Annotated in this window: 25 protein-coding genes; 12 read left to right on the plus strand and 13 right to left on the minus strand. The window is 60.2% G+C overall.

From position 1 onward, the window contains the following. Positions 1 to 332: 332 nt before the first annotated feature. From ACR3EN_RS15835 to ACR3EN_RS15865, 7 genes are all read left to right on the plus strand, one after another. Entirely contained in the window at positions 333 to 785 is a 453-nt protein-coding gene (locus tag ACR3EN_RS15835; RefSeq protein WP_480819838.1) for a paraquat-inducible protein A, read from the plus strand. Positions 786 to 933: 148 nt separating this feature from the next. Further along, positions 934 to 1710, plus strand: coding sequence for a DNA repair protein (locus tag ACR3EN_RS15840; protein ID WP_480819836.1), 777 nt, complete (start codon positions 934 to 936; stop codon positions 1708 to 1710). 121 nt (positions 1711 to 1831) lie between these two features. Continuing rightward, positions 1832 to 3196, plus strand: a complete 1365-nt coding sequence (gene radA / locus ACR3EN_RS15845) for a DNA repair protein RadA (protein WP_480819834.1) — start codon at positions 1832 to 1834, stop codon at positions 3194 to 3196. Between the two features lie 41 nt (positions 3197 to 3237). Beyond that, positions 3238 to 3810 carry a CvpA family protein gene (locus ACR3EN_RS15850; RefSeq protein ID WP_480819832.1) on the plus strand — a complete coding sequence of 191 codons (573 nt, stop codon included), beginning with the start codon at positions 3238 to 3240 and terminating at the stop codon, positions 3808 to 3810. Positions 3811 to 4432: 622 nt separating this feature from the next. Next, positions 4433 to 5953, plus strand: a complete 1521-nt coding sequence (purF, locus tag ACR3EN_RS15855) for an amidophosphoribosyltransferase (protein WP_480819830.1) — start codon at positions 4433 to 4435, stop codon at positions 5951 to 5953. A gap of 297 nt (positions 5954 to 6250) precedes the next feature. Then, complete coding sequence (locus ACR3EN_RS15860; protein ID WP_480819828.1) at positions 6251 to 6439, plus strand: hypothetical protein; 189 nt, start codon at positions 6251 to 6253, stop codon at positions 6437 to 6439. Positions 6440 to 6481: 42 nt separating this feature from the next. Then, positions 6482 to 7126, plus strand: a complete 645-nt coding sequence (locus tag ACR3EN_RS15865) for an SDR family NAD(P)-dependent oxidoreductase (protein ID WP_480819826.1) — start codon at positions 6482 to 6484, stop codon at positions 7124 to 7126. Between the two features lie 62 nt (positions 7127 to 7188). Here ACR3EN_RS15865 and ACR3EN_RS15870 read toward each other — a convergent pair whose 3' ends face one another. The 4 genes from ACR3EN_RS15870 to ACR3EN_RS15885 form a co-directional block, all read right to left on the minus strand. Continuing rightward, a complete protein-coding gene (locus tag ACR3EN_RS15870; protein WP_480819824.1) occupies positions 7189 to 8031 on the minus strand; it encodes an ATP-binding protein in 843 nt (280 codons plus the stop codon). A gap of 115 nt (positions 8032 to 8146) precedes the next feature. Next, positions 8147 to 9025, minus strand: coding sequence for a twin-arginine translocase subunit TatC (tatC, locus tag ACR3EN_RS15875; RefSeq protein ID WP_480469622.1), 879 nt, complete (start codon positions 9023 to 9025; stop codon positions 8147 to 8149). After that, positions 9022 to 9480, minus strand: a complete 459-nt coding sequence (gene tatB, locus ACR3EN_RS15880; protein ID WP_480585217.1) for a Sec-independent protein translocase protein TatB — start codon at positions 9478 to 9480, stop codon at positions 9022 to 9024. The genes tatC and tatB overlap by 4 nt, the downstream gene beginning before the upstream one ends. Before the next feature lie 6 nt (positions 9481 to 9486). Beyond that, complete coding sequence (locus ACR3EN_RS15885; protein WP_170672333.1) at positions 9487 to 9702, minus strand: twin-arginine translocase TatA/TatE family subunit; 216 nt, start codon at positions 9700 to 9702, stop codon at positions 9487 to 9489. A gap of 220 nt (positions 9703 to 9922) precedes the next feature. Between ACR3EN_RS15885 and ACR3EN_RS15890 the strand changes: the two genes are divergently transcribed. Both ACR3EN_RS15890 and ACR3EN_RS15895 read left to right on the plus strand, forming a co-directional pair. Beyond that, positions 9923 to 10228: a hypothetical protein gene (locus ACR3EN_RS15890; RefSeq protein ID WP_480819821.1), complete on the plus strand. Its 306-nt coding sequence runs from the start codon at positions 9923 to 9925 to the stop codon at positions 10226 to 10228. Between the two features lie 21 nt (positions 10229 to 10249). Continuing rightward, positions 10250 to 10921: a helix-turn-helix transcriptional regulator gene (locus ACR3EN_RS15895; RefSeq protein ID WP_480819819.1), complete on the plus strand. Its 672-nt coding sequence runs from the start codon at positions 10250 to 10252 to the stop codon at positions 10919 to 10921. A gap of 63 nt (positions 10922 to 10984) precedes the next feature. Here ACR3EN_RS15895 and ACR3EN_RS15900 read toward each other — a convergent pair whose 3' ends face one another. The 8 genes from ACR3EN_RS15900 to ACR3EN_RS15935 form a co-directional block, all read right to left on the minus strand. Then, positions 10985 to 12142 (minus strand): LysM peptidoglycan-binding domain-containing protein, encoded by a 1158-nt coding sequence (locus tag ACR3EN_RS15900; RefSeq protein WP_480819817.1) that lies wholly within the window; start codon positions 12140 to 12142, stop codon positions 10985 to 10987. 59 nt (positions 12143 to 12201) lie between these two features. Beyond that, positions 12202 to 12852 (minus strand): protein-L-isoaspartate(D-aspartate) O-methyltransferase, encoded by a 651-nt coding sequence (locus ACR3EN_RS15905; RefSeq protein ID WP_480819815.1) that lies wholly within the window; start codon positions 12850 to 12852, stop codon positions 12202 to 12204. Next, complete coding sequence (gene surE, locus ACR3EN_RS15910) at positions 12849 to 13631, minus strand: 5'/3'-nucleotidase SurE (protein WP_480819813.1); 783 nt, start codon at positions 13629 to 13631, stop codon at positions 12849 to 12851. The genes ACR3EN_RS15905 and surE overlap by 4 nt, the downstream gene beginning before the upstream one ends. A gap of 120 nt (positions 13632 to 13751) precedes the next feature. Further along, entirely contained in the window at positions 13752 to 14795 is a 1044-nt protein-coding gene (locus ACR3EN_RS15915) for an ABC transporter ATP-binding protein (RefSeq protein WP_480820080.1), read from the minus strand. Positions 14796 to 14917: 122 nt separating this feature from the next. After that, entirely contained in the window at positions 14918 to 15964 is a 1047-nt protein-coding gene (locus tag ACR3EN_RS15920; RefSeq protein ID WP_480819811.1) for a methyltransferase domain-containing protein, read from the minus strand. A gap of 98 nt (positions 15965 to 16062) precedes the next feature. Continuing rightward, on the minus strand, positions 16063 to 17175 hold the full coding sequence (locus ACR3EN_RS15925; protein WP_480819809.1) for a hypothetical protein: 1113 nt from the start codon (positions 17173 to 17175) through the stop codon (positions 16063 to 16065). A 2-nt stretch (positions 17176 to 17177) separates the two neighbouring features. After that, positions 17178 to 17957 carry an SDR family oxidoreductase gene (locus ACR3EN_RS15930; RefSeq protein ID WP_480820078.1) on the minus strand — a complete coding sequence of 260 codons (780 nt, stop codon included), beginning with the start codon at positions 17955 to 17957 and terminating at the stop codon, positions 17178 to 17180. A gap of 69 nt (positions 17958 to 18026) precedes the next feature. Then, on the minus strand, positions 18027 to 18389 hold the full coding sequence (locus ACR3EN_RS15935; RefSeq protein WP_480819807.1) for a SnoaL-like domain-containing protein: 363 nt from the start codon (positions 18387 to 18389) through the stop codon (positions 18027 to 18029). A gap of 108 nt (positions 18390 to 18497) precedes the next feature. Here ACR3EN_RS15935 and ACR3EN_RS15940 point away from each other — a divergent pair, with 108 nt between their 5' ends. The 3 genes from ACR3EN_RS15940 to ACR3EN_RS15950 all read left to right on the plus strand — a co-directional run bounded on the left by ACR3EN_RS15940 (position 18498) and on the right by ACR3EN_RS15950 (position 22629). Continuing rightward, positions 18498 to 20102 carry a peptide chain release factor 3 gene (locus ACR3EN_RS15940; RefSeq protein WP_480819805.1) on the plus strand — a complete coding sequence of 535 codons (1605 nt, stop codon included), beginning with the start codon at positions 18498 to 18500 and terminating at the stop codon, positions 20100 to 20102. Between the two features lie 21 nt (positions 20103 to 20123). Next, the gene (locus ACR3EN_RS15945; RefSeq protein ID WP_480819803.1) at positions 20124 to 21065 is read left to right on the plus strand and encodes a glycosyltransferase family 2 protein; all 942 of its coding nucleotides are present in this window, start codon (positions 20124 to 20126) and stop codon (positions 21063 to 21065) included. A gap of 184 nt (positions 21066 to 21249) precedes the next feature. Continuing rightward, positions 21250 to 22629, plus strand: a complete 1380-nt coding sequence (locus ACR3EN_RS15950) for a DEAD/DEAH box helicase (RefSeq protein WP_480819801.1) — start codon at positions 21250 to 21252, stop codon at positions 22627 to 22629. Here the strand turns inward: ACR3EN_RS15950 and ACR3EN_RS15955 are convergent. Then, a complete protein-coding gene (locus ACR3EN_RS15955; protein ID WP_480819799.1) occupies positions 22626 to 23528 on the minus strand; it encodes an EamA family transporter in 903 nt (300 codons plus the stop codon). The two genes, ACR3EN_RS15950 and ACR3EN_RS15955, sit on opposite strands and share 4 nt — an antisense overlap. Positions 23529 to 23540 lie beyond the last annotated feature (12 nt).

Below are 23540 nucleotides of genomic sequence, written 5' to 3' on the forward strand. Positions count from 1 at the left end.
TTCAATCATCGTTCTCTTGAACTTATCATACGTTCCAGACAGACTAATGAAGTCGAATCTCATTGGAAAATTGTTGGAAGCGATAGTAGTTACCCCGATTTTTGTAAGTACGATTACAGCGATTGGCGCCGCAGCGTTCTTAATCTACAAACGGCTCTACACAGCTCACGCATTTGCCTCAATTATCATGTGTATTTCAGTGATTTGGTTATTATTTTCGTGGTCATCAAGGATTTTTGGATGATTGGGGTCACTCCCAATTATATCGTGTTAAGGACAATATCAGCTCAGAACAATTGCTTGGAATTCCGAAGTTTCGCCCCAATTTATCCATGACCCTCCGCCTCGCCACCCTCTCCCTCCTGATCCTCTACCCGATCGCGTGGTTCGCCCCGCTGATGCGTGCAGGCCTCCTCCCAATCTTCGGCCTCAGCGAAATCAGCGTCATCACCGGGCTCCAATCCTTGTGGAAATCCGACATCTTCCTCGCACTGGTCGTCACCGTCTTCGCCCTGTTCGCGCCTTACATCAAAACCATCGGCACCGCGCTGATCCAATGGAACCTGCTGGACCCGCGCGTGCAGCCCGCGCTCAACATCCTCGGCAAGCTTGCGATGGCCGATATCTTCCTCATCGCGCTCTACATCACGCTGGCCAAAGGCATCTCTTACGCCACCATCGAAACCGCCTGGGGCCTCTATCTTTTCACCGGCTGCATCCTTGCCTCATTGACCCTGGGTCATATTACAGAGATGACATTCGGTTCACGAAAACCTCAGAGCTAATTGATTGAAAACGCATTTCCAAGTATCATTTAGATATTTCGAGCAGCAACGTGTTTGTAGTTCACCGGTCCGCAGCGGGCCAGATCGTGTTTGATATTCCTCCGCTTCGGCCCGGTTTCATATCGGTAGAAGAAGGAGTTCGACGACCATGGCCGCCCTCCACGCAGCGACATTGCAATTCCAGAATGCATTCCTGAAATTCACCTTTTTCCTGATCTGCGCCGCCGCCCTTGGCGCGGTCACAGCCACCGCTTTATCCGCGTCTGGCACCATTCCCTGGCTTTCCATGCAGGCCGGGTTTGGCGAAACGGGCGTGATCGATGCGGGTATCTATATCCAGATCGGCCTGACCGCACTGATCCTGATGCTGGCCTTCTATCTGCCCTCCAGCGCCCGCATGATGGCGCTGGAGCGGACGCACCGGAACTTCTCGTTGAACATGCAGGACGTGGCCGGGGCCTATCAGTTGGCCCATGCCGCCGACCGCAGCGGGGCCTTCGCGCTGTCCTCCGAATTCGACGCGGTCAAGGAACGCATGGCTTTTCTGCGCGACCACCCCGATCTGCAGGGGCTGGAACCTCAGGTGCTGGAACTAGCCGCGCAGATGAGCCAGATCAGTCAGGAACTGGCCGATACCTATGGCGACGCCAAAGTGGACCGCGCCCGCACCTTCCTGCAGCAACGCCAGCAAGAGGTCGAGCAGTTCCAGCAGCGCATCGAAGAGGCCCAGATCATCCAGCACGAACTGCGCCAATGGACCCGCGACATCGAGATCGAGGAATCCATTGCCAAATCGCAACTCGCCCGTCTGCGGGATGAACTGTTCGATCTGCTGCCCGAACTCTCGGCGCAACTGCAATCCTCGACCGATGACAAAACGCCCGCCAGCGTGGTCGCCATGACCCCGCCTCGGGCCGCCGAATAGGCGCTGAAAGCGCCCGCCGCGGAGGATGGCCCGCAGGGCCTGACGACGCGGCCCGCCCCCGGCGGTGAGGAAAGCCCGCAAGGGCTTGAAGAACCGCCCCGCCTCGGGCACCAAGGGCGCCATGGCAAAGACACAAACTTTCTCCTGCTCCGCCTGCGGTGCCTCACACACCAGATGGTCCGGCCGCTGTGATGGCTGCGGTGAATGGAACACCATCGTTCAGGAAACGCCCCTCTCAGCCGGCCCTGCGAAAAAATCCCTCGGCGGAAAACGCGGGCAGTCCATCGCCCTCACCGATCTCTCGACCGAGGAAACGCCCCCACCTCGCACGCTCTGCGGTGTCGAAGAACTCGACCGCGTCCTCGGCGGCGGCCTCGTCCCCGCCTCGGCTCTGCTGGTCGGCGGAGACCCCGGCATCGGCAAATCCACCCTTCTGCTACAGGCCGCTGCCCGCTTTGCCCGTAATGGGATCAAGACCATCTATGTCTCGGGCGAAGAAGCCAGCGCACAGGTTCGGATGCGTGCGCGTCGTTTGGGCCTCGAGAACTCTCCGGTCCAACTCGCCGCTGAAACCAACCTGCGCGACATCCTGACGACGCTTGAGGCCGAAAAGCCCGGCCTTGCCATCATCGACTCGATCCAGACCATGTGGGCCGACAACGTGGACAGCGCGCCGGGTTCGGTGTCACAAGTCCGGGCCGCAGCGCATGAATTGACCACATTTGCGAAACGACATGGGGTCTCGATCATCATGGTGGGTCACGTCACCAAGGAAGGCCAGATCGCAGGCCCGCGCGTCGTGGAACACATGGTCGACACGGTGCTGTATTTCGAAGGCGAGCGCGGCCACCAGTTCCGCATCCTGCGGGCCGTCAAGAACCGCTTTGGTCCCGCTGACGAGATCGGCGTGTTCGAAATGACCGGCAAGGGACTGGCGCAGGTCACCAACCCATCGGCCCTGTTCCTGTCCGAGCGCGGCACGCCCAGCCCCGGCTCAGCCGTGTTTGCAGGTATCGAAGGCACCCGCCCGGTATTGGTCGAATTGCAGGCCCTCGTCGCCCCCTCACCCCATTCTCAGCCACGCCGCACGGTCGTCGGCTGGGACAGCGGACGCCTCGCGATGATCCTCGCGGTACTTGAGGCCCGCTGCGGCATCCCTTTCGCGGGCCTTGACGTCTATCTGAACGTGGCCGGTGGCCTGAAAGTGACCGAACCCGCCGCTGACCTTGCCGTTGCTGCCGCTTTATTAAGCGCCCGTGAGGACACGGCCCTACCTGCGGATACCGTGGTTTTCGGAGAAATCTCGCTTTCCGGGGCGCTTAGGCCAGCCCCGCAGACCGAAAACAGGTTGAAAGAAGCGCAAAAACTTGGTTTCACGGCGGCGATTGCTCCGGCGGGTGGCAAAACCGGCACTGTGGCAGGTCTGACACTCACCCGACCCTCTGATTTGGTTGGGTTTGTTGGCGAAACCTTCGGAGCAGGTTAAGGTCGCGCCCCGAGGGGCAGTAAAAAGAACAGGCGAGGGCCATGGAAGGTTTTACAATTATTGACGGGGTTGTGGCCCTGATCATCGTGCTGTCAGGCCTTCTGGCCTATTCGCGCGGCTTCATGCGCGAGGTTCTGGCCATCGCAGGCTGGGTCGCCGCCGCCGTTCTGGCATTCATCTTCGCACCCCAAGCGGTGCCTCTGGTCAAAGAGGTGCCGGTCGTCGGAGAGTTCCTGCGCGACAGTTGCGAGCTTTCGGTCATCACCGGGTTTGCTGCGGTGTTTGCCATCGCGCTGATCGTGGTCAGCATCTTCACGCCGCTGTTCTCCTCGCTGGTCCAACGCTCGGCTATTGGCGGACTGGATCAGGCGCTGGGGTTCTTCTTTGGCATCGCGCGCGGCATCCTGCTGGTTGCGATCGCGTTCTTTGTCTACGACACCGTGATGACCGGCCAGTCTTATACAATGGTGGACGAAAGCCGCTCGGCCAAGGTGTTCGAACAGTTCAGCGGCAAGATTGAAGAACAAAACCCCGAGGCCGCGCTGGGCTGGGTTACCGCCCAATACGAACAGCTGGTTGCAAGCTGCACGGCAGACAGCACTCAGGAAGGCTAAGCCCGATCAGATATGCAGATCCAAGCCCGGCTTTGTCCGGGCTTTTTCACGTCGGATCAAACAAATCCTTCACCGCCACAAATATTGCAGCGGATTGTTTTCAGCCCGACACAGCCATCGCAACGGCTTGAGATCGGCTTGCCAAACTGATCGCGGCTTTTGATGACTTCACCGCTGCCCTTGCAAATCTCGCAAGGCGCGCGCCCTGCCCCGCGGCATCGATGGCATCGCCGCTTGAGCGGTTTTTCCTTCGGTGCGTTTTGCTTGTGTTGCCACATGGCGATTGTCCCACCCGATAGGTCCGCATGACGTTTGCAGGCATGACAGCATAGGTCTGTCCATTTGTCATCTTAAACTCATGGAATGCACAAATCTCGCCTGCGGCAATTCGCAAATGTGATCCTTTGATGACACGCGCATCTTTAGGCAGTATGTCGGGGCCGTACCGACATGGAATCGGAGCTGCCAAGCTTGCTGTATCTGTTTTCTCTTGCGCTTGCTGCAATCGCGCTTGTGCCTGCCTGCCGCCAGCGCGGTGCGCGACTGCCCGTTCAGATACCCCGCCGCAGAGCATCCGGTCAAATCACCAGCCAGACCAAGTCATAGAAAACGGAGCCCGTGTATGTGTGGGATTTTGGGGATCGCAAGCCGGACACATGATGTCTTTGCGGAAATCTATGACGGCTTGCTGATGCTGCAGCACCGGGGTCAGGATGCCTCGGGCATTGTGACATATAACGGCGAGTTCTTTCGCGAGAAAAAGGCCAACGGCCTCGTCAAAGACGTGTTCAACGCCAGCGATGCCGAGACCCTGTTGGGCAAAGTCGGCATGGGCCATGTGCGCTATCCCACCGCAGGCTCGCTCAGCGCGACCGAGGCGCAGCCTTTCTTCGTCAACGCGCCCTATGGCATCTATCTGGTTCACAACGGCAACATCACCAACACCGAAGAACAGCGCGAAAAGGTCACTGCGAAATACAGCCGGCACCTGCGCACCACCTCGGATTCCGAGGTTCTGCTGAACGTGCTGGCCGACAAAGTGGCTGATGCGATCAAGGTGAACGGCAATGCCGACCCGATCCGCAACCTGTTTGCCGGTGTCAAAATGACGATGGAGCGGGTTCAGGGTGCCTATTCCGTGATCTGTCTGGTCGCGGGTGTCGGAATGCTGGCCTTCCGCGACCCATACGGCATTCGTCCGCTGTCCGTCGCCAAGCGCGAAGCATCGGGTCACGGTGATGATTATGCCTTTGCGTCCGAGGATGTGGCCTTTGGCATCAATGGGTTCGACAAGCTGCGTGACCTGAACCCGGGTGAGGCGATCCTGATCGATCTTGATGGCAATATGCACGAGTTTCAGGCCGTCGAGGGCCAACTGACGCCCTGCATTTTCGAGTATGTTTATCTGGCCCGCCCGGATTCCCTGCTGGATGGGGTCTCGGTCTACAAGACCCAGATGCGTATGGGGCAGACGCTGGCGAAACAGATCCAGGACTCAGGGCTTGAGATTGACCGCATCATCCCCGTCCCCGACAGCGCCCGCCCCGTCGCGCTTGAAGCTGCCAAGATCACCGGCATCCCCTATCGCGAAGGTCTGGTGAAAAACCGCTATGTCGGGCGCACCTTCATCATGCCCGGTCAGGCCGAGCGCCAGAAATCGGTGCGCCGCAAACTGAACGCCGTACCGCTGGAATTCGATGGGCATAACGTGCTGCTGATCGACGATTCCATCGTGCGCGGCAACACCATCAAGAAGATCGTTCAGATGTGCCGCGAGGCTGGCGCAAAGAAGGTCTATATCGCCAGCGCCTCACCGCCGGTGAAGTATCCGAATGTCTATGGCATCGACATGCCCACACGGCATGAATTGATCGCCAATGGCAAAGAGATCGAGGACATCCGTCAGGAATTGGGCGCGGATGCACTGTTCTACCAGAACCTCGATGATCTGATCTGGGCCGCGAAAGAAGGTAATCCTGACATCAAATCCTTTGACTGTTCCTGCTTTGACGGCAACTACGTCACTGGCGTGGATGAGGACTATCTGGCCAGCCTTGAAAGCAGCAGCCGGGTGAGCAAAAAGCGCGAGGATATGCAGGTCGTCGGCAGTTCATGGAACGCGGCGAAGCTGGCCTCGGGCTGACGTCCGGCCCCGGGGCGAATCGCAGCGTCAGCCGCCTCTGCAACACCAGCGCACAGGTCGTGGGATCGGTAAAAATCCGCCGACCTTTTTCTTTGGTCGGACAGAGGTTTGCACGAGGTGATCTGGCACCCATCGCTTTGCCCCTCGGACCGCTTCAGGTCCGGTTGGGCATATGGTAGCCGGTCGCCCGAAACCACTCATAAAACGGGGCCCGGGTGAGCAGCCTGGCCACAGATCATGCCAAATTCAACAGTCAAAAGCGCCGCTACCCAAGCGGACGCTCTCAGGAAAAATTCGGTGTCGGTTCTGGGTATTTTTGGACCCAAAGCCGAGCTGGAGGCTTTGGTCCGCCTGTCGTCCGGGCGGGTGAAAAAGGTGAAACCCGGCAGCCGCTTGGGGTCGGGTAAGATCATCGCAATCGACGAAGAGGGTGTCGTGCTGCGACAAAGCGGCCAGAACCGCAGGATCGACATTCCGGGTAGCTGATCCTGACTTGACGCCCTGCGCGCGCGGGTTCAAACCCCACCCATGACCGATCAGACCAAAATCGCCCTTGTTACCGGGGCCTCACGCGGGTTGGGCGCGGCATTGGCCGAAGCTCTGTCGCCAGAATATCATATTGTCGCCGTTGCCCGCACCCAGGGCGGACTGGAGGAACTGGACGACCGCATTCAGGCCAAGGGCGGCTCGGCCACTTTGGCACCGATGGATATCAGCGACCCAAACGCGATGGCGACGCTGTGCCGTGGGATTCATGACCGCTGGGGCAAGGTTGATCTGTGGCTTCACACTGCGATCCACACCTCGGCCCTGACGCCTGCGCATTTTGTTGATCCGAAGGAATGGGCCAAGGCGGTCAACATCAATGCCACGGCCACATCCGTTCTGATCCCATATGTCACCCCACTGCTGGGCGAGGCTGGCCACGCCGTCTTCTTTGATGACCCCAAAGCGGGTGAGAAGTTCTATGGCATCTATGGTGCAACCAAAGCAGCGCAGATGGCACTGGCGCGCAGCTGGGCTGCCGAGACCGCACGCACGGGTCCGCGCGTATCGATTGTTGAGCCTGCACCGATGCCGACAGCCGTACGCGCGCGTTTCCATCCGGGTGAGGATCGGGAAGCGTTGACGCGCACTGCCGATGAGGCAGCGCGGTTGCTGGCCCAGCTTTAGGGAATGGCCCGTCCGGGCCATGCCTCCGGCGGGGATATTATTGGCCAGATGAAGCGGGCGGACTATGCGATATGGACGCCGTTGCGTCCGGCGAGGTCGACGAAGAATTGCCATGCGACGCGGCCCGAGCGGGCGCCACGGGTGGCCTGCCATTCGATGGCCTCGGCGCGCAGGGTTTCTGCGTCGACTTTCACACCGTGGGCGGTGCAGTAGCGGTCGATCATGGCGAGGTATTCGTCCTGATCGCAGGGGTGGAAGCCCAGCCACAGGCCGAACCGGTCTGAGAGCGAGACTTTCTCCTCGACCGCCTCGGACGGGTTGATGGCGCTGGAGCGTTCGTTTTCGATCATGTCTCGCGGCATCAGATGGCGGCGGTTCGAGGTGGCATAGAACACCACGTTTTCAGGGCGGCCTTCGATGCCGCCATCCAGCACCGCCTTGAGCGATTTGTAGTGTTGGTCATCGTGGCTGAACGACAGGTCATCGCAGAACAGGATGAACCGGTGCGGCGCGGCGCGCAGGTGGTTCAGCAGGCGCGCGACCGAACCCATATCCTCACGCTGAAGCTCGACTAGTTTCAGGTCCGGGTGGTCGGTCTGCAGCGTGCCATGCACCGCTTTGACGAGGCTGGATTTCCCCATCCCCCGCGCGCCCCACAGCAGCGCGTTGTTGGCCTTGTATCCGGCAGCGAAACGGCGCGTGTTGTCCAGCAACGTATCGCGCGAGCGGTTGATACCGACGAGCAGGTCCAGATCGACGCGATTGACCTGCGTCACCGGTTCCAGCCTATCGGGTTCCACATGCCAGACGAAGGCCGGGGCTGCGTTGAAATCGGGGGCAGCCAGCGGCGCGGGGGCCATACGCTCTAACGCGTCGGCGATACGGTTCAGGGCTTGATCGTCCATGGGGCTCTCCGGGGTGGTCTGGCGGCGTTCAACCATGTTCCGACAGGTACAACAAGGGCGGCGCATGAAAAAGGCGCGCCGATGGGGGGCGCGCCTTGTCAAAGCTTGCTGCGGATTACTTGGTCTCTTCGTAATCCTGCATCATGTCCGCGTCAGCCTCGGCTTCTTCGTCATCATAGTAGCCATCGGCGCGCAGTTGTTCTTCGCGCTTCTTCTCGACGCGGGCAACGAGGAAGATCGATATCTCATAGAGTCCGTAAACCACCACGAAAAGGATGATCTGGGTGATCACATCCGGCGGGGTCACGATCGCGGCCAGCACCAGAATGCCAACCACCGCATATTTGCGCACCGCGCCCAGACCTTCGGCGCTGACCAGACCCGCCTTGCCCATCAGGGTCAGCAGAACCGGCAACTGAAAACACAGACCAAAGGCGACAATGAACTTGATGGTCAGGTTCAGATATTCCTGCGCCGAGCCCTGGAACACCACGCTCAGCGGAGCGGTCGTGCCTTCGGCCACAGCTTCTCCTTCAGCACCAAACTGCTGAAATCCAAGGAAGAAGTCGTAAGCCAGCGGTGTGACAACGTAGAACGCAAAGCTCGCGCCCAGGAGGAACATGAAGGGCGATGCCAACATGAATGGCAGAAACGCGTTCTTCTCGGACTTGTACAAGCCCGGCGCCACGAACCGCCACATCTGCATCCCGATATAAGGAAAGGCCAGGATAAAGCCCCCTAACAGCGAGACCTTGATGGCCACAAAGAACCCTTCCTGCGGCGAAATGAAGATCAGCCCGCAATCCTGCCCCCGCTCGGTCAGAACCTCGCACAGCGGTTGGGTCAGGAAGTTGAACAGCGGCGTCGCCACCGTGAAGCAGATGATCATCCCGATCAGAAACGCCACAACACAGTGGATCAGCCGCGTGCGCAACTCGGCCAGATGCTCGATCAGCGGGGCCGAGCTGTCCTCGATCTCGTCGGTCTTGGTCATGTCTTGCTTTCAGTCTTCAGTGCCGCTTCGGCCTCTTCCGCCTTGGCGAGCGCATCGGCAGCCTCTTTCGCCTTGCGTTCAGCCGCGGCGCGCGCAGTGGTGGCCTGAATCTTCTTCGCCTGCTCGGCCCGCTCGGCGGCCAGCTTGCCGGTCTCGCTGTCAGGATCGAACTTGGTCGGATCAATGGATTTGGCGACGTCGCGCGCAGCCTCGTTGATCCCGTCCATCGCGGTACTTACCGGGTTGGTCGCCGCATTCAGACCCTTCTTGATCTCGTTGACGCCGGCCTCATCCGCTGCCTCGTTCATCGCGGTGCTGAACTCGCGCGCCATGCCGCGCGCCTTGCCGACAAACCGCCCGACATTGCGGAACAGCACAGGCAGGTCCTTCGGCCCCACCACAATCAGCGCGACGATGCCGATGACCAGAAGCTCGGTCCAGCCCAGATCAAACATCTAGGCTCAGACCTTGTCTTTGTCGGTCTCAGGCGTGACGTCTTTGGCCAGCTCGGACGCGTCCTGCTCGATCTCTTCCGAGCCATCCTTGACGCCTTTCTTGAACGCAGTGATGCCCTTGCCCACTTCGCCCATCAGCGAACTGATCTTGCCGCGGCCAAACAGCACCAGCACCACAACGGCGATCAGCAGCAGGCCGGGAAGGCCGATATTGTTGAGCATGTCTTGTCTCCTTACTACGTCGGCGCGCACGCCGGGAATATGATCTGGCCCAGTGTCTACGCCCGGATCGCCGCCAGCAAAAGTGAAACAGATCAAATCCGCGCGCGAAATTGAACAGATCGCGCAGTTTTTGCGGGCTGGCGTTTTCCAACTGACAGGTTTATGTCAGTTGGAAGAGCCTAGAAGGACGATATCGAAACCCAGGTCAACGGAGACCCACATGACCCATGTCGCAGAAATCGTCACCTTCACCCTTGCAAATGACGTGCAGCCCGAAGAATTCGTGACGCTTAGTCAAAAGACCGAAGCCTTCGTCCGCTCCGCGACCGGCTTTGCCCATCGTCAACTGAGCCAGGGCGCGGATGGCCGCTGGACAGATTATGTCGTCTGGACCGATATGAAATCCGCCAAAGAAGCCGCCGCTGCCTTCATGCAGCAGGATTTCGCGCCCGCACTGATGGCCGCAATCAACCCAGACAGTGCGCAGATGCGTCACGAGATCGTGCTATGGAACATGACCGCCTAAACGCGGATCAGACAGCGTGTCATGCGCCGCACTGACCGCCTGTTCGATATCATCCAGATCCTGCGTGACGGCAAACTGCACCGCGCGCAGGACATCGCCGACCGGCTCGAAGTGTCGGTCCGCACGATCTATCGCGACATGGACACGCTGGTCGCCTCGGGCGTCCCGGTCGAAGGGGAACGCGGCGTGGGCTACATGGTGCGCGAGCAGATCACCCTGCCTCCGCTGAACCTGACCCCCGCCGAACTCGAAGCCCTCAACCTCGGCATGGCCATCGTGGCCGAGGCCGCCGACCCCGACCTCAAATCCGCCGCCAATTCCCTTGCCGAAAAGATCGACGCCGTCCTGCCCACGCAGGTCATCGCCGAGGCCGACAGCTGGAAATTCGCCGTCTATCCCTTTGCCGATGCCGCACGCGGTCTGGCCCATATGGCCCCGATCCGCGCCGCCATCAAATCGCGCCAGAAACTGCACCTCAGCTATCGCCGCATCGACGGCACGCTGACCGAACGCACGATCCGCCCGCTGCACATGGAATACTGGGGCCGCGTCTGGACGCTGACCGCATGGTGCGAACTGCGCACGGGCTTCCGCGTCTTCCGCATCGATCTGATCGAATCCATTGTGCCCTTACCGGAACTCTTCACAGACGAACCCGGCAAACGTCTCAGCGACTACGACCCGAACGGGTGATCCACACTTCATCTGGCCATAAATATCCCCGCCGGAGGCATGGCCCGGAACGGGCCATTCAGATCACCTCAGATAGGGCTCAGGATCCACCGACTCGAACCCCTGACGCACCTCAAAATGCACATAGGCATTGTCGCCCCCGCGCAGCGCGGCAATCTTCTGACCCCGTTGCACGCGGTCGCCCTTTTTGACGCTGATATTGTCCACATTTGCGTAAACGGTCAGCAAGTCATTGTTGTGCTTGACCACGATGATCGGCACCTGATCTGCGTCAGCTGTAATCGCGGCCACCGTTCCCGCTTCGGCTGCACTCACCGCACTGCCGGGCGCCGCAGCGATGTCGATGCCTTCATTCTTGCCTTTGTCATAGCCGCGGATGATCGTACCGCTCACCGGCAGCGCCAAGGCGGACGACCCCGTATTTGTCGGTGCCTCGGCAGTCACATCTGGCGCGGGCGTGGCTGGTGCGACGTCCTCATCCGGCAATGGCTGCGTTGCACTGGGCGGCGTCGGCGTTGCAGAGCCTTCACCCGGTTGCGCCACCGCCGTCGCGGTCGCGGCTGGCGCAGCAGCGCGCGGCGCAGACTGGTTTTTGACCGGTATCAGCAGATACTGGTCCTCACGCACCATAAAGTCGGGGCCAAGCCCGTTCCACTCGGCCAAGGACTCCACCGAAACCTGATAGAGGCGCGCAATGGTATATGCCGTTTCACCCCGCTTGACCTTGTGGCGGATCGGCTCGGGCCCGACGAGCGCGGCAGCTGGCGCGGGCTGTGCGGGCGCCAATGCCGTGGTCTGAACAGAACCGGTATCCGGTGCCTCGTCAATCGCGGTGCCTGCGATACTCGCGATGTCGACCGCGCTGCCCCCACCAACGGATCGCGGCAGCGCCAGGACCTCTCCCTCACGCAGCGAGTCATTGGGCTGAAGCCCGTTAAAGCGGGCCAACTCTGCGACCGGCATGCCAATGCGGTTCGCAACATTGCCCACCGTATCGCCACGGCGTGCGACCGCGACCTGATAGTTGGGATACGTAATCACACCCCGGGCATCCGGCGTCGGACGACTTGTCGTCGCCGCCAATGCGGCATCCGTCGTCGAGAACCCACCGACATTGCCGCGCAGATCATAGTCGAAAGGTCCTTCGCATCCGGCCAGAATGGCCAGAGCTGCCACGCCCATTGCACAGCGGCGCGTTGCTGATTTTGAAACTGCTCTCATTTTATCGCCCTCAACACCTGCCCCTGTTCTCCGGGGCTCCGGCATCATTGAATATAACTTTAAACGCCGTCTTTTCCCAGCCCCTCCAGCAAGGGCACGAAACGAACGGGCAACAGCTCGTCATAGTCCAGACCGGTTTCGGTACGGGTCACCCGTATCAAGGTCTGAACCGCATCCGATTGTCCAACCGGCAACACCATAATACCGCCGATTTTCAACTGCGCCAAGAGCGGCCCGGGCGGGTCCTCGGCGGCTGCGGTCACAATGATACGATCAAACGGGGCCTGTTCGGACAGGCCAAACGAGCCATCCGACAGCATCGCGGTGACATTGGTCAGGCCCAGCTCTCGAAACAACTGCCCGGTTTCACGCACCAGCCGCTTATGCCGCTCGACCGTATAAACCCGCCGCGCTAGTTTCGACAGGATCGCCGCCTGATAGCCCGAGCCCGTCCCCACCTCCAGCACCGTGTCCCGGGGCCGCACCTTCAGCGCCTGCGTCATCAGCCCCACGACCGACGGCTGACTGATCGTTTGCCCACAGGCGATCGGCAGCGGCGTATCCTCATAGGCGCGCTCTGCGAACAGGCCCTTGACGAACCGCCCTCGGTCGATCTGCTCCATCGCAGCCAACACGCGCGCATCTGTCACCCCGCGCGAACGCAGGGCGAACAGGAACTGCATCGTGGTTTCTGCGCTTGGTCCGGTCATTCGATTGTCTTCAACGCCTCAAGCGCATCATGCGCTGTCAGATCAGCCCGCATCGGCGTGACCGAGACGTAACCTTCCAGATTCACCGCCGCATCCGTCCCGGGCGCGGTCGGATTGTGCTGATACCCGCCTTTGATCCACAGGAACCGACGGCCCGAGGGCGAGCTGTGCGGCTCAACCGAAAAATGCGTGTCGCGGCGGAACCCTTGCGGGGCAACCCGTGTGCCAAGAACTTCGTCCGCGGGCACGGGCGGGAAATTCACGTTGTAAAACAGCCGGTAATCCCCCTGCGCCTCAGGCGTCGCATCCAAAATCCGGCGCACAAGTGCCGCGCCATGCCGCGCTGCAGCCTCGAACGGATCATCCAGCCCCAGATTGCGCGGACCGAAGAACTGCGACAGGGCAATCGACGGCACGCCTTGCAGAGCGGCCTCCATAGCGCCGCCCAACGTACCGGAATACAACGCATTCTCCGCCGAGTTGTTGCCCCGGTTCACCCCAGACAACACCAGATCCGGCGGCGTGTCCTTCATCACATCATGCAACCCCGCCAACACACAGTCCGCCGGAGAGCCCTCGGCCGCGAACCTGCGCTCGCCCAGCTTTGCGACCATCATGGGGTGCGTGTAGCTGATGCAATGCCCCACACCCGATTGTTCAAAGGCGGGGGCGACGATCCAGACCTCTCCGTCCGGGCCAGCCAGTTCCTTTGCGATCGCCTCAAGCACGATCAGCCCCGGCGCGTTGATACCGTCATCATTGGTCAGAAGAATACGCATGCCCGCTCCACCCCCGCGTTTCGCCCTTGATAGACCCGCCCCCGCGCTGCGGCAAGCGACGTGCACGCGCAATCTGCGGCATTCCCGCACCAGTTGGCCGGAAATCGTGACATCGCGGCCTCAGGCCGGAAACACAAAGCACCGGTCGCGGCGAATGGTCAGCCACATCACACGGCCCTCTTTGGGCACAAAGACATTGGGCACCGTCGCTTTCAGGATCGAGCCGTCATAGTCCATGCGAAACTCGATCAGGCTTTCGTTGCCCAGAAAGCGCGCGCGTTCGACCACGCCGCGCGCGGCTACGCCATCGGTGGGCGTCGGCATCGGGCCTTTGCCATTTCGGTCGAAGTCCAGCTTTACATGCTGAGGCCGGAACACAATCTCGACATCCGTGCCATCCGGCACGCCGGGCGCCAGAAAACGCCCAAAGGGCGTATGCGCCAAGGCTCCATTAACTTGCGCTTTTAGGACATTGATATCACTAAAAAATGCAACCGCCGCTTTATCCGCTGGGCGGGTATAGACGTTGTAAGGGGCCCCCTGCTGTACGATCTTGCCGCGCCGCATCAGCGCGATCTCATCGGCCATGCGCATCGCCTCTTCCGGCTCATGCGTGACCAGCAGAACGGCGGCATCCTCTTCCTTCAGGATCGCCAGCGTCTCATCCCGGATACCGTCGCGCAGGCGGTTGTCGAGGCCCGAGAACGGCTCGTCCATCAGCATGATCCGGGGGCGCGGAGCCAGCGCGCGGGCCAGCGCCACCCGCTGTTGCTCACCCCCCGAAAGCTGGTGTGGGAAGCCGTCGATGAACCGCATCAGATCTACCTTGGTCAGCAGTTCCTCGACCCGGATGCGTTTTTCGTCCCGGCTGCCCTTCAGGCCAAAGCCTACATTGTCCGCAACGCTCAGATGTGGAAACAGCGCAAAGTCCTGAAACATCAGGCCAATCTCGCGCCGTTCTGGCGGGACCCGAAACACCGTGTCGCAGATCAGCTTGCCATCGACATAGATCTCGCCCGAGGTCTGCATCTCGACCCCCGCAATCATCCGCAACGTGGTCGACTTGCCGCAACCCGACGGCCCCAACAAACAGGTCACCTGCCCCGCCTGCACCGTCAGCGAGACGTCATCCACCACCGTGCGCCCGCCAAAGCGCGCCACCATATTGCGGATTTCCAGTCGCGGAGGAGCTGTATTCACGTTCACCGATGGACCCCGTAGCCTTTCCCGATCAAATCCATCGGGCTTGGGCGGGGATAGCAACCCCGCCTCTCAGGTGCAAGGGATCAGCAGCACCCCGAGGACGCTGTGTCGCCCTCAACCACAAACGGGCTGTCGCCGCCGCAGCCCTCGAAGATGCCATAATGGGTCGAGAAATCGCCGATGAACTCGAAATGCCGGGCAAAGCGGGTGTCCTGCAGCATCATCCATGTGTTGCCGCAGACCGGGAAAACCTTGCCGGTCTCGATTGCATGGTGATCATCCAGAGCGAATTCATGTGGCGCGTGGGGGATCGTACCCTTGTAGACGACGGCCTGACCGTAATCTTCACAGGCGGGTTCAAGCGCGGGCAGTTTGAACAAACGGTAGGTGGCTGAGATGAAACTTAGCGGCGCAACCCTTTGTTCCAGAACTGGATTCTCGATCGTCAACGGGCGGTGCGTGACTCGACGCGGATCGTGAAACCCGGCAGCGCGCGACATTGACAGGAAATCGTTCCAATAGAGCGCCCCTGACAGGCATTCGCCATATAGAACCTCATCCTCGGCCAACGCTTTAGGCACCCGGCGATCTGCATAGACGTCCGAGAAATACATCTCGCCGCCCTCTTTCAGCAGCCGATGCGCGCCGCGCAACACAGCAGCCTTGTCGGTCGCCAGATTGATAACGCAGTTCGAAACGATGATGTCAAAGCTGCCGGGCTCAAGGTCCAGTTCGTCCAGCTTTTCGATATAGCCGTGGTGAAATTCCACATTGCTGGCCGCGTGACCAAAAGCCTTCGCGTGATAATCCTGATGTGCGCGGGCGACGTCCAACTGCTCGGGCGTCATGTCCACACCCACGACTCGGCCCTTCTCACCCACCATCGCGGACAGCGCATACACATCCCGCCCCGCGCCGCAGCCCAGATCGAGGATCGACATCCCCTCAAGATCCAGCGGCGCGATCAGCCCGCAACCATAGTAACGTGTCAGCACATCATCATGAATTTGCGACAGAATTGCCTTGAGGTGATCCGGCATGTCGTCAGGCGTACAGCAGGCATTCGTCTGCAAATCCGCGCTGCCCTGCAGCACCTCGCCATAGTAATTCTGCACAGCCTCATGCTTCATCGCGACATTCCCTTTCGTGAGTGGTTGCAATGCAGCTAGTGCGGTCGCCTGCGCGCCGCAATCCGAAGCCGCGCCATCTGACGAAACCGTGACCGGGATCAGGGCAGAAGTTCAAATTCTGTGCTGGTGCGGACGCGCCCGTTCACCTGAACCTCCAACCGATGCGGTCCCGGCACCAGCTTGAAGGTCGTGGCATTGCCCTTAAGCTTGTGCCGCTTCGACAGCGTAAGCGCACCATCCCCAAGCTCCGCTTGTTTCAGCTTATGCACCTTGGGTGAGATTTTGCCCCCAGGGCGCTGAAAATGAATGATATAATCCACCAGAACGGGCTGTCCTGCATTTCCTCCGAGGGCGACATCAAAATCCAAAGCCCCACCAATCCGCGCCTCTGCGTTGAGCGTGATCTCAACCGAAACCTCGGCATCCGGGTCATAACCCAGCGCTTTCATTGCCCCCGGATGACCCGCTTTCACCAGCCCCCGCAAAGCATGTGAGGTCATCCAATCGAGTTCATCCCCCCCTTGCTGTCCAGCCTCTCGCCAGCTCTGCAATCGGCCCAGCACCAGTTCAGGGTCCTTCTTGGTGATGTCATTCAAATGATTGGCCACTGATCGCGTGACATAGCGCGTCTTGTCCCCATGCAACCGATCCAGCAGCGGTAACGGGTCGGACAGGCCCAGCCCGACTGCCTGCCCCCATGGCAGCCTTGGCCGGGTGCCCTCGCTGACCAATCGGCGCACGTGATAGCTGGGATGGTCGCACCATCGCCCCATCCGCGCCATGACCAGATCGGGATGGCTGTTCAGAAACGGACGGATCGCCCATTCCATCGAGAACCGCTGGGTCAGCTCCTCAAGCACATCCAAGGCCAGGTCCGGGTGATCCAATCCGACCGAGACGACCCAATCCCCCAGGGGCGAAAAGATAAAATCGCCGAAATCATCATCGCTTTTGCCGGGATCAAGCGGCAGCGGCAATGCCTGCAGAATGACCGGAGCAACCGCTGGTAGATCGCCCGGAAAAGCCTCTTGCAGGCATTCCGCGATCCAGGCCATTCGCTCTTTCAGTTCCAGGTCCAGCAGGCGCGACATGACCTGTGCCTCGAAGGCTGCGCCATCAAATGCCGGTTCAGCATCAGAAAACAAGCCACTGAGGTAGCTTACCTTTTCGGCGTTGAACAGTTGATCCTTAAGCGAAAAGCCCTGCGCCATGGCTACATCGTCAGATTGGTCGCGCCGCCATCCAGCAGGATGTTCTGCCCAACGATAAAGCCCGCATGTTGCGAGCAGAGGAACGCGCAGGCCGCTCCGAATTCCTGCCGTGTGCCATAACGGCGTGCTGGAATTGTTGCGGCCCGTTCTGCGCGCGCATCCTCAATCGAGATGTTTTTCTGCAGCGAAACTGCACCATCCAGCGCATCGGCCCGGTCGGTTGCATGAATGCCCGGCAACAGGTTGTTGATCGTCACCCCATGCGGCGCGACCTGCCGCGAGGTTCCGGCCACATACCCGGTCAGCCCGGTCCGCGCTGCATTCGACAAGCCCAGCACCGCAATCGGCGCGCGCACGGATTGCGAGGTGATGTTCACCACCCGACCCCAACCCTTGTCCATCATCCCCGGTAGCAGCGCCTTCATGAACGCAATCGGCGTCAGCATGTTGGCATCCAGCGCCTTGATGAAATCCTCGCGCTCCCAGTCCGACCACATGCCCGGAGGTGGCCCACCTGCGTTTGTCACAAGGATATCAACGCCCTGCGCGGCACTTATCACCTGCGCCTGACCGTCAGCCGAGGTCACGTCGCAGGCCACCGTCTGCACATCAACGCCATGGTCCGAGCGCAGGCGCGCGGCCTCGGCCTCCAACGCCTCGGCCCCGCGCGCGTTCATCACCAGATTGACGCCTGCCGCCGCCAAGGCCTCGGCACAGCCCAGTCCCAATCCCTTGCTACTGGCGCAGACCAGCGCGCGTTTACCTTTGATACCCAGATCCATCCGATCCTCCCCATCTGTTGTTATCCGCATGTCTAGCACCGGCCAGACGAGGAAGACCAGAAGAGCGTTTTAGTAGAAGAACTCTTCCCTGACGATCTTGCCATCCGCGACATGGTAGACGGCGACCTCGCGCATATCAAAGCTTTCGCCGCTGTCCTTCACCTTACCCTGCACCTCGAAAATCACGGCAAAGCGGTCTTCACCATGCGGAAACGGATCGCTGACGGATGCGCCCGAAACCTCATGCGCGCCCTCCCACCACTCATGCTTGCCCCTGATCGCATCGCGACCATGGGTTTCGCGGCCCATGCCTTCCATCGCCATCGCCTCGACGGAAACAGCATCTTCGGCATAGAGCTTTTCAAGATTTTCCTTGGCTCGGTCTTCCCGACAACCTGCGACCAGTTCTTCTGCAATCTCTTTCAAATTCATCGGTCCACTCCATTATTTGTTCACTATATGTTCTTATTGCCATAGTGACATGATTCGAACCACCCCTTTGTCTTGCCTCAGCAGGTTTCCCCGCCTATACGCGCGAATATGCTTGATACCTCGAACCAACCCACCCTGCCGCCCGAGATCGCCCGGCGCCGGACATTCGCCATCATCTCGCACCCGGATGCGGGCAAGACGACGCTGACGGAAAAGTTCCTGCTGTATGGCGGTGCGATCCAGATGGCCGGTCAGGTGCGCGCCAAAGGCGAGGCGCGGCGCACGCGGTCGGACTTCATGCAGATGGAGAAGGATCGGGGCATCTCGGTTTCCGCCTCGGCGATGTCGTTCGACTATGGGGATTTCCGGTTCAATCTTGTGGACACGCCCGGCCACAGCGATTTCTCGGAAGACACCTATCGCACGCTGACCGCCGTGGATGCCGCCGTGATGGTGATCGACGGCGCAAAAGGTGTGGAAAGCCAGACGCAGAAACTGTTCGAGGTCTGCCGCCTGCGCGATCTGCCGATATTGACCTTCTGTAACAAGATGGACCGCGAAAGCCGCGATACGTTCGAGATCATCGACGAAATTCAGGAAATGCTGGCCATCGACGTCACGCCCGCCGCATGGCCTATCGGTGTGGGGCGCGATTTCATCGGCTGCTATGACATGCTGCGCGACCGGCTTGAGCTAATGGACCGAGCGGACCGCAACAAGGTGGCCGAAAGCATCGAAATCAATGGCCTGGACGATCCGAAGTTGGCCGAACACGTGCCCGAACACCTGCTGGAGAAACTGCTGGAAGAGGTCGAGATGGCGCGCGAATTGCTGCCCAAGCTTGACCCGCAGGCTGTATTGGAGGGGCATATGACTCCGATCTGGTTTGGCTCGGCGATCAACTCGTTCGGCGTCAAGGAGTTGATGGAAGGCATCGGCGCCTATGGCCCGCAGCCGCAGATCCAGTCGGCTGAGCCACGGCAGATCTCCCCGGACGAAAAAAAGGTCGCCGGTTTTGTCTTCAAGGTGCAGGCCAATATGGACCCCAAGCACCGTGACCGGGTGGCATTTGTCCGTATGGCGTCGGGCCATTTCAAGCGCGGCATGAAGCTGACCCATGTGCGCACCAAGAAGCCGATGGCGATCTCGAACCCGGTGCTGTTTCTGGCATCCGACCGGGAACTCGCCGAGGAAGCCTGGGCGGGCGACATCATCGGCATCCCGAACCACGGTCAGTTGCGCATCGGTGACACGCTGACCGAAGGCGAAGCGATCCGGGTCAAGGGCATCCCCTCATTCGCGCCGGAACTGCTGCAAGGCGTTCGCGCGGGTGATCCGATGAAGGCCAAGCATCTGGAAAAGGCCCTGATGCAGTTTGCAGAAGAAGGAGCGGCCAAGGTGTTCAAACCCTCCATCGGGTCGGGCTTTATCGTCGGCGTCGTGGGTGCGCTGCAATTCGAAGTACTCGCCAGCCGGATCGAGATGGAATACGGCCTGCCCGTGCGGTTCGAGGCGTCTCAGTTCACGTCGGCCCGCTGGGTCAGCGGTGAAAAGGCCGAGGTCGAGAAATTCGTCAACGCCAACAAGCAGCACATTGCCCATGACCACGACGGCGACATCGTTTATCTGACCCGACTGCAATGGGACATCGACCGCGTTGTGCGTGACTACCCGGCGCTGAATCTGACCGCGACCAAAGAAATGATGACCTGACGGACGGATGATGGGCCAGAGATGACGCAGGACCGTCCAACCTGGGGAACCGTCTCGATGGCGCGCGGCCCGGCCGAGGATATCCTGCGGTTCGTCGCCCATCACCTCGATCTGGGCGCGGACCATATGTATGTCTATCTGGACGAGCCGAACCGCCAAGCCTTTCGCGCACTGCGGCAGCATCCCAGAGTGCGTGTGCGTGTCTGCGATGACGCGTTCTGGCAAAAGCGCAAACGCAACCGCCCGGAGAAGCACCAACTGCGCCAGACGGTCCATGCGACATTTGTTTATCGCAACACACATCTTGACTGGCTGGCGCATATCGATGTGGACGAGTTTCTGTGGCCCGCTGCCCCTGTTGCCGACCTGTTGCAATCGATACCGACCGACACCCCTGCGGTGCGCATGCGCCCGATCGAAGCTATTGCCGGGGGCGAGGATCTTTACAAAGCACATATCCCGAAAAGCCCGCATCGCGAGGCTTTGGTTGAAACGCTCTATCCCAACTATGGCGGCTTTGTTCTGGGTGGATTTCTCAGCCACGTACAGGGCAAGCTATTCGTGCGCACCGGGTTGGAGCATCTCAACTATCGCATCCACAACCTGTTTCAGAACAAGAAGATCCTTCCGGTGAAGACGGAACTGCCGCAGATCGAACTATGTCATCGCCACGCCCCAAGCTGGGATCATTGGCAATCACATCTGAGGTTCCGAATGGCGCGCGGCTCATATCAGGCGGGCATGTTACCCAACGTGTCGCGCGACCGGGGCGGGCTGAACATGCACGAGTTGCTCAGCTGGATCGAGGCAGAGGAAGGCCCCGACGGGCTGCGCGCATTCTATGACGAAATGAGCGCAACCGACCCCGATGTGCGCATGCGGCTCGAAGATCACGATCTGCTGCGGCACAGGCCATTGAATCTGGACCAGAAAGTGGCGAAACACTTCCCCGGAACCATCTGAATTGTTGCATAAATTCGCGCATCGCGCTGAGATGCAACAGGTGAACGCCTCTTCATTTGACCCTGCCCCACGTTTTTGTTATGCCCCGCCTCAGCCGAAACGCGCATGAGGCGCGTGGCCATCCGGGCCCGGCATTTTTCTGACGCGCGGGCCAGGTATACGTGTCCGCATGAACCGGACATACATGACAAAGTTTAACGAACTGAACCTGAACCCGAAGGTCCTCAAAGCCATTGAGGAAGCCGGATACGAAACCCCGACCCCGATCCAGGAAGGCGCGATACCACCTGCGCTTGAAGGTAAGGATGTGCTGGGCATCGCCCAGACCGGTACTGGCAAGACCGCCAGCTTTACCCTGCCGATGATCACGCTGCTGGCGCGCGGTCGCGCCCGTGCGCGCATGCCGCGCTCGCTGGTGCTGTGCCCGACGCGGGAACTGGCGGCACAGGTGGCCGAGAACTTCGACACCTATTCCAAACACCTGAAACTGACCAAGGCGCTGTTGATCGGCGGTGTCAGCTTCAAAGAGCAAGAAGCGCTGATCGACCGGGGCGTCGATGTGCTGATTGCGACGCCGGGCCGTCTGCTGGACCATTTCGAACGCGGCAAGTTGCTGCTGACCGGTGTGCAGATCATGGTCGTGGACGAAGCCGACCGGATGCTGGACATGGGCTTCATCCCCGATATCGAACGCATCTTCTCGCTGACGCCATTCACGCGCCAGACGCTGTTCTTCTCGGCCACCATGGCATCCGAGATCGAACGGATCACTGACACCTTCCTGTCCGCCCCCGCCCGGATCGAGGTTGCCCGTCAGGCCACCGCGTCTGAGACGATTGAACAGGGTGTGGTCATGTTCAAAGGCGGCCGCCGCGACCGCGAAGCCAGCGCCAAGCGCAAGGTTCTGCGCGCGCTGATCGACGCCGAAGGTGAGAAGTGCACCAACGCCATCATTTTCTGCAACCGCAAGACGGATGTAGATATCTGCGCCAAGTCGCTGAAGAAGTACGGCTATAACGCCGCCGCTATCCATGGCGATCTGGACCAGTCGCAACGCATGAAGACGTTGGACGGGTTCCGCGATGGATCATTGCGGTTGCTGGTTGCTTCGGACGTGGCGGCACGGGGTCTGGATATCCCCTCGGTCAGCCATGTGTTCAACTTCGACGTCCCCAGCCATGCCGAGGATTACGTGCACCGCATCGGACGCACCGGGCGCGCCGGGCGCGAAGGCAAGGCATTCACCATCTGCTCGGGCCGCGATGAAAAGGCCTTGGATGCGATCGAAAAGCTGATCCAGAAGGAAATTCCGCGCGTCGATAACCCGGTCAAGGACGAGCCAAAGGCAGAGCAACCCAAGCCCGAGAAAAAAGCCAAACCTGCCGAAGCCAAGAAAAGCGAAAGCCGGAAAGAGCGTGAGCCCAAGGGCCGCGGGCGCAATCGTCGCGACGATGGTGGCCCAGCGGTGGTCGGTATGGGCGATCATCTGCCCAGCTTCATCGCGCTCAGCTTTGAAGAACGACGTGCGGGCACCTCAGAGCTGGCGGACGCCGACGCGACCTAAATCGCCAGTACCAGAGCCAATATCGACAAACCCAGCAGGCCAATCCCTGCGATCTCTCGCCGGGTGATCTTTTCGCGGAAAAACAGGATCGAGGCGAGCAGGCTGAAGATCAACTCGACCTGCCCCAGCGCCTTAACATAGGCCGCGTTTTGCAGCGTGAAGGCGAGGAACCAACAGAACGATCCGCCAAGGCTGGTTAAGCCCACGAAAACCCCTGTACGCCGCGTCTCCCACACCGCGCGCAATTCGGCCCGGTCGCGCCAGAGCAGCCAAAGCCCCATGCTGAGAAACTGGAACGTCACCACCGCGGCTAGTGTCACCAGTGCCCGGAACCACGCATCAATATCGCCAAGCTCCAGCGACGCGCCGCGATAGGTCACCGACGAAAACGCAAACAGAACCCCCGACCCCAGCCCAAGGCGCGAGGCCTTGTTGGTCAGGTTCCGCCACCAGGCACCATCACCACCGGGTGTCTTCGACAGCAGCAGAACCGCCATCAGACCCAGCAGAATCGCCCCCAGCGCTCCGACTGAAACCCGGTCCCCGAGGATGAGGAAACCCACGATAGCGGTTTGAATAACTTCGGTTTTCTTAAAGGTAATCCCGACTGCAAAGTTGCGCTGCTTGAACAAAGCCACCACACAGATCGTAGCCAGAATCTGCGAGGTGCCGCCGATGACCGCAAACACCCAGAAACGGGCCGTCAGCGATGGCAGTTCATACCCGGTCGCCTGCAGCGCAATGAACAGCCCCAGCAAGGCCAGCGGCAGGGAATAGGCAAAGCGCGCAAAAGTCGCGCCAGCGGCGGACAGCTTCACGCTGCTGAGCGATTTTTGCAGCATGAACCGCACTGTCTGGAACGTGGCGGCGGCGATAGTGACGGGAATCCACAGGGTCATGGCCTCCCTTCT

The organism is Ruegeria sp. G7 (assembly GCF_056535465.1).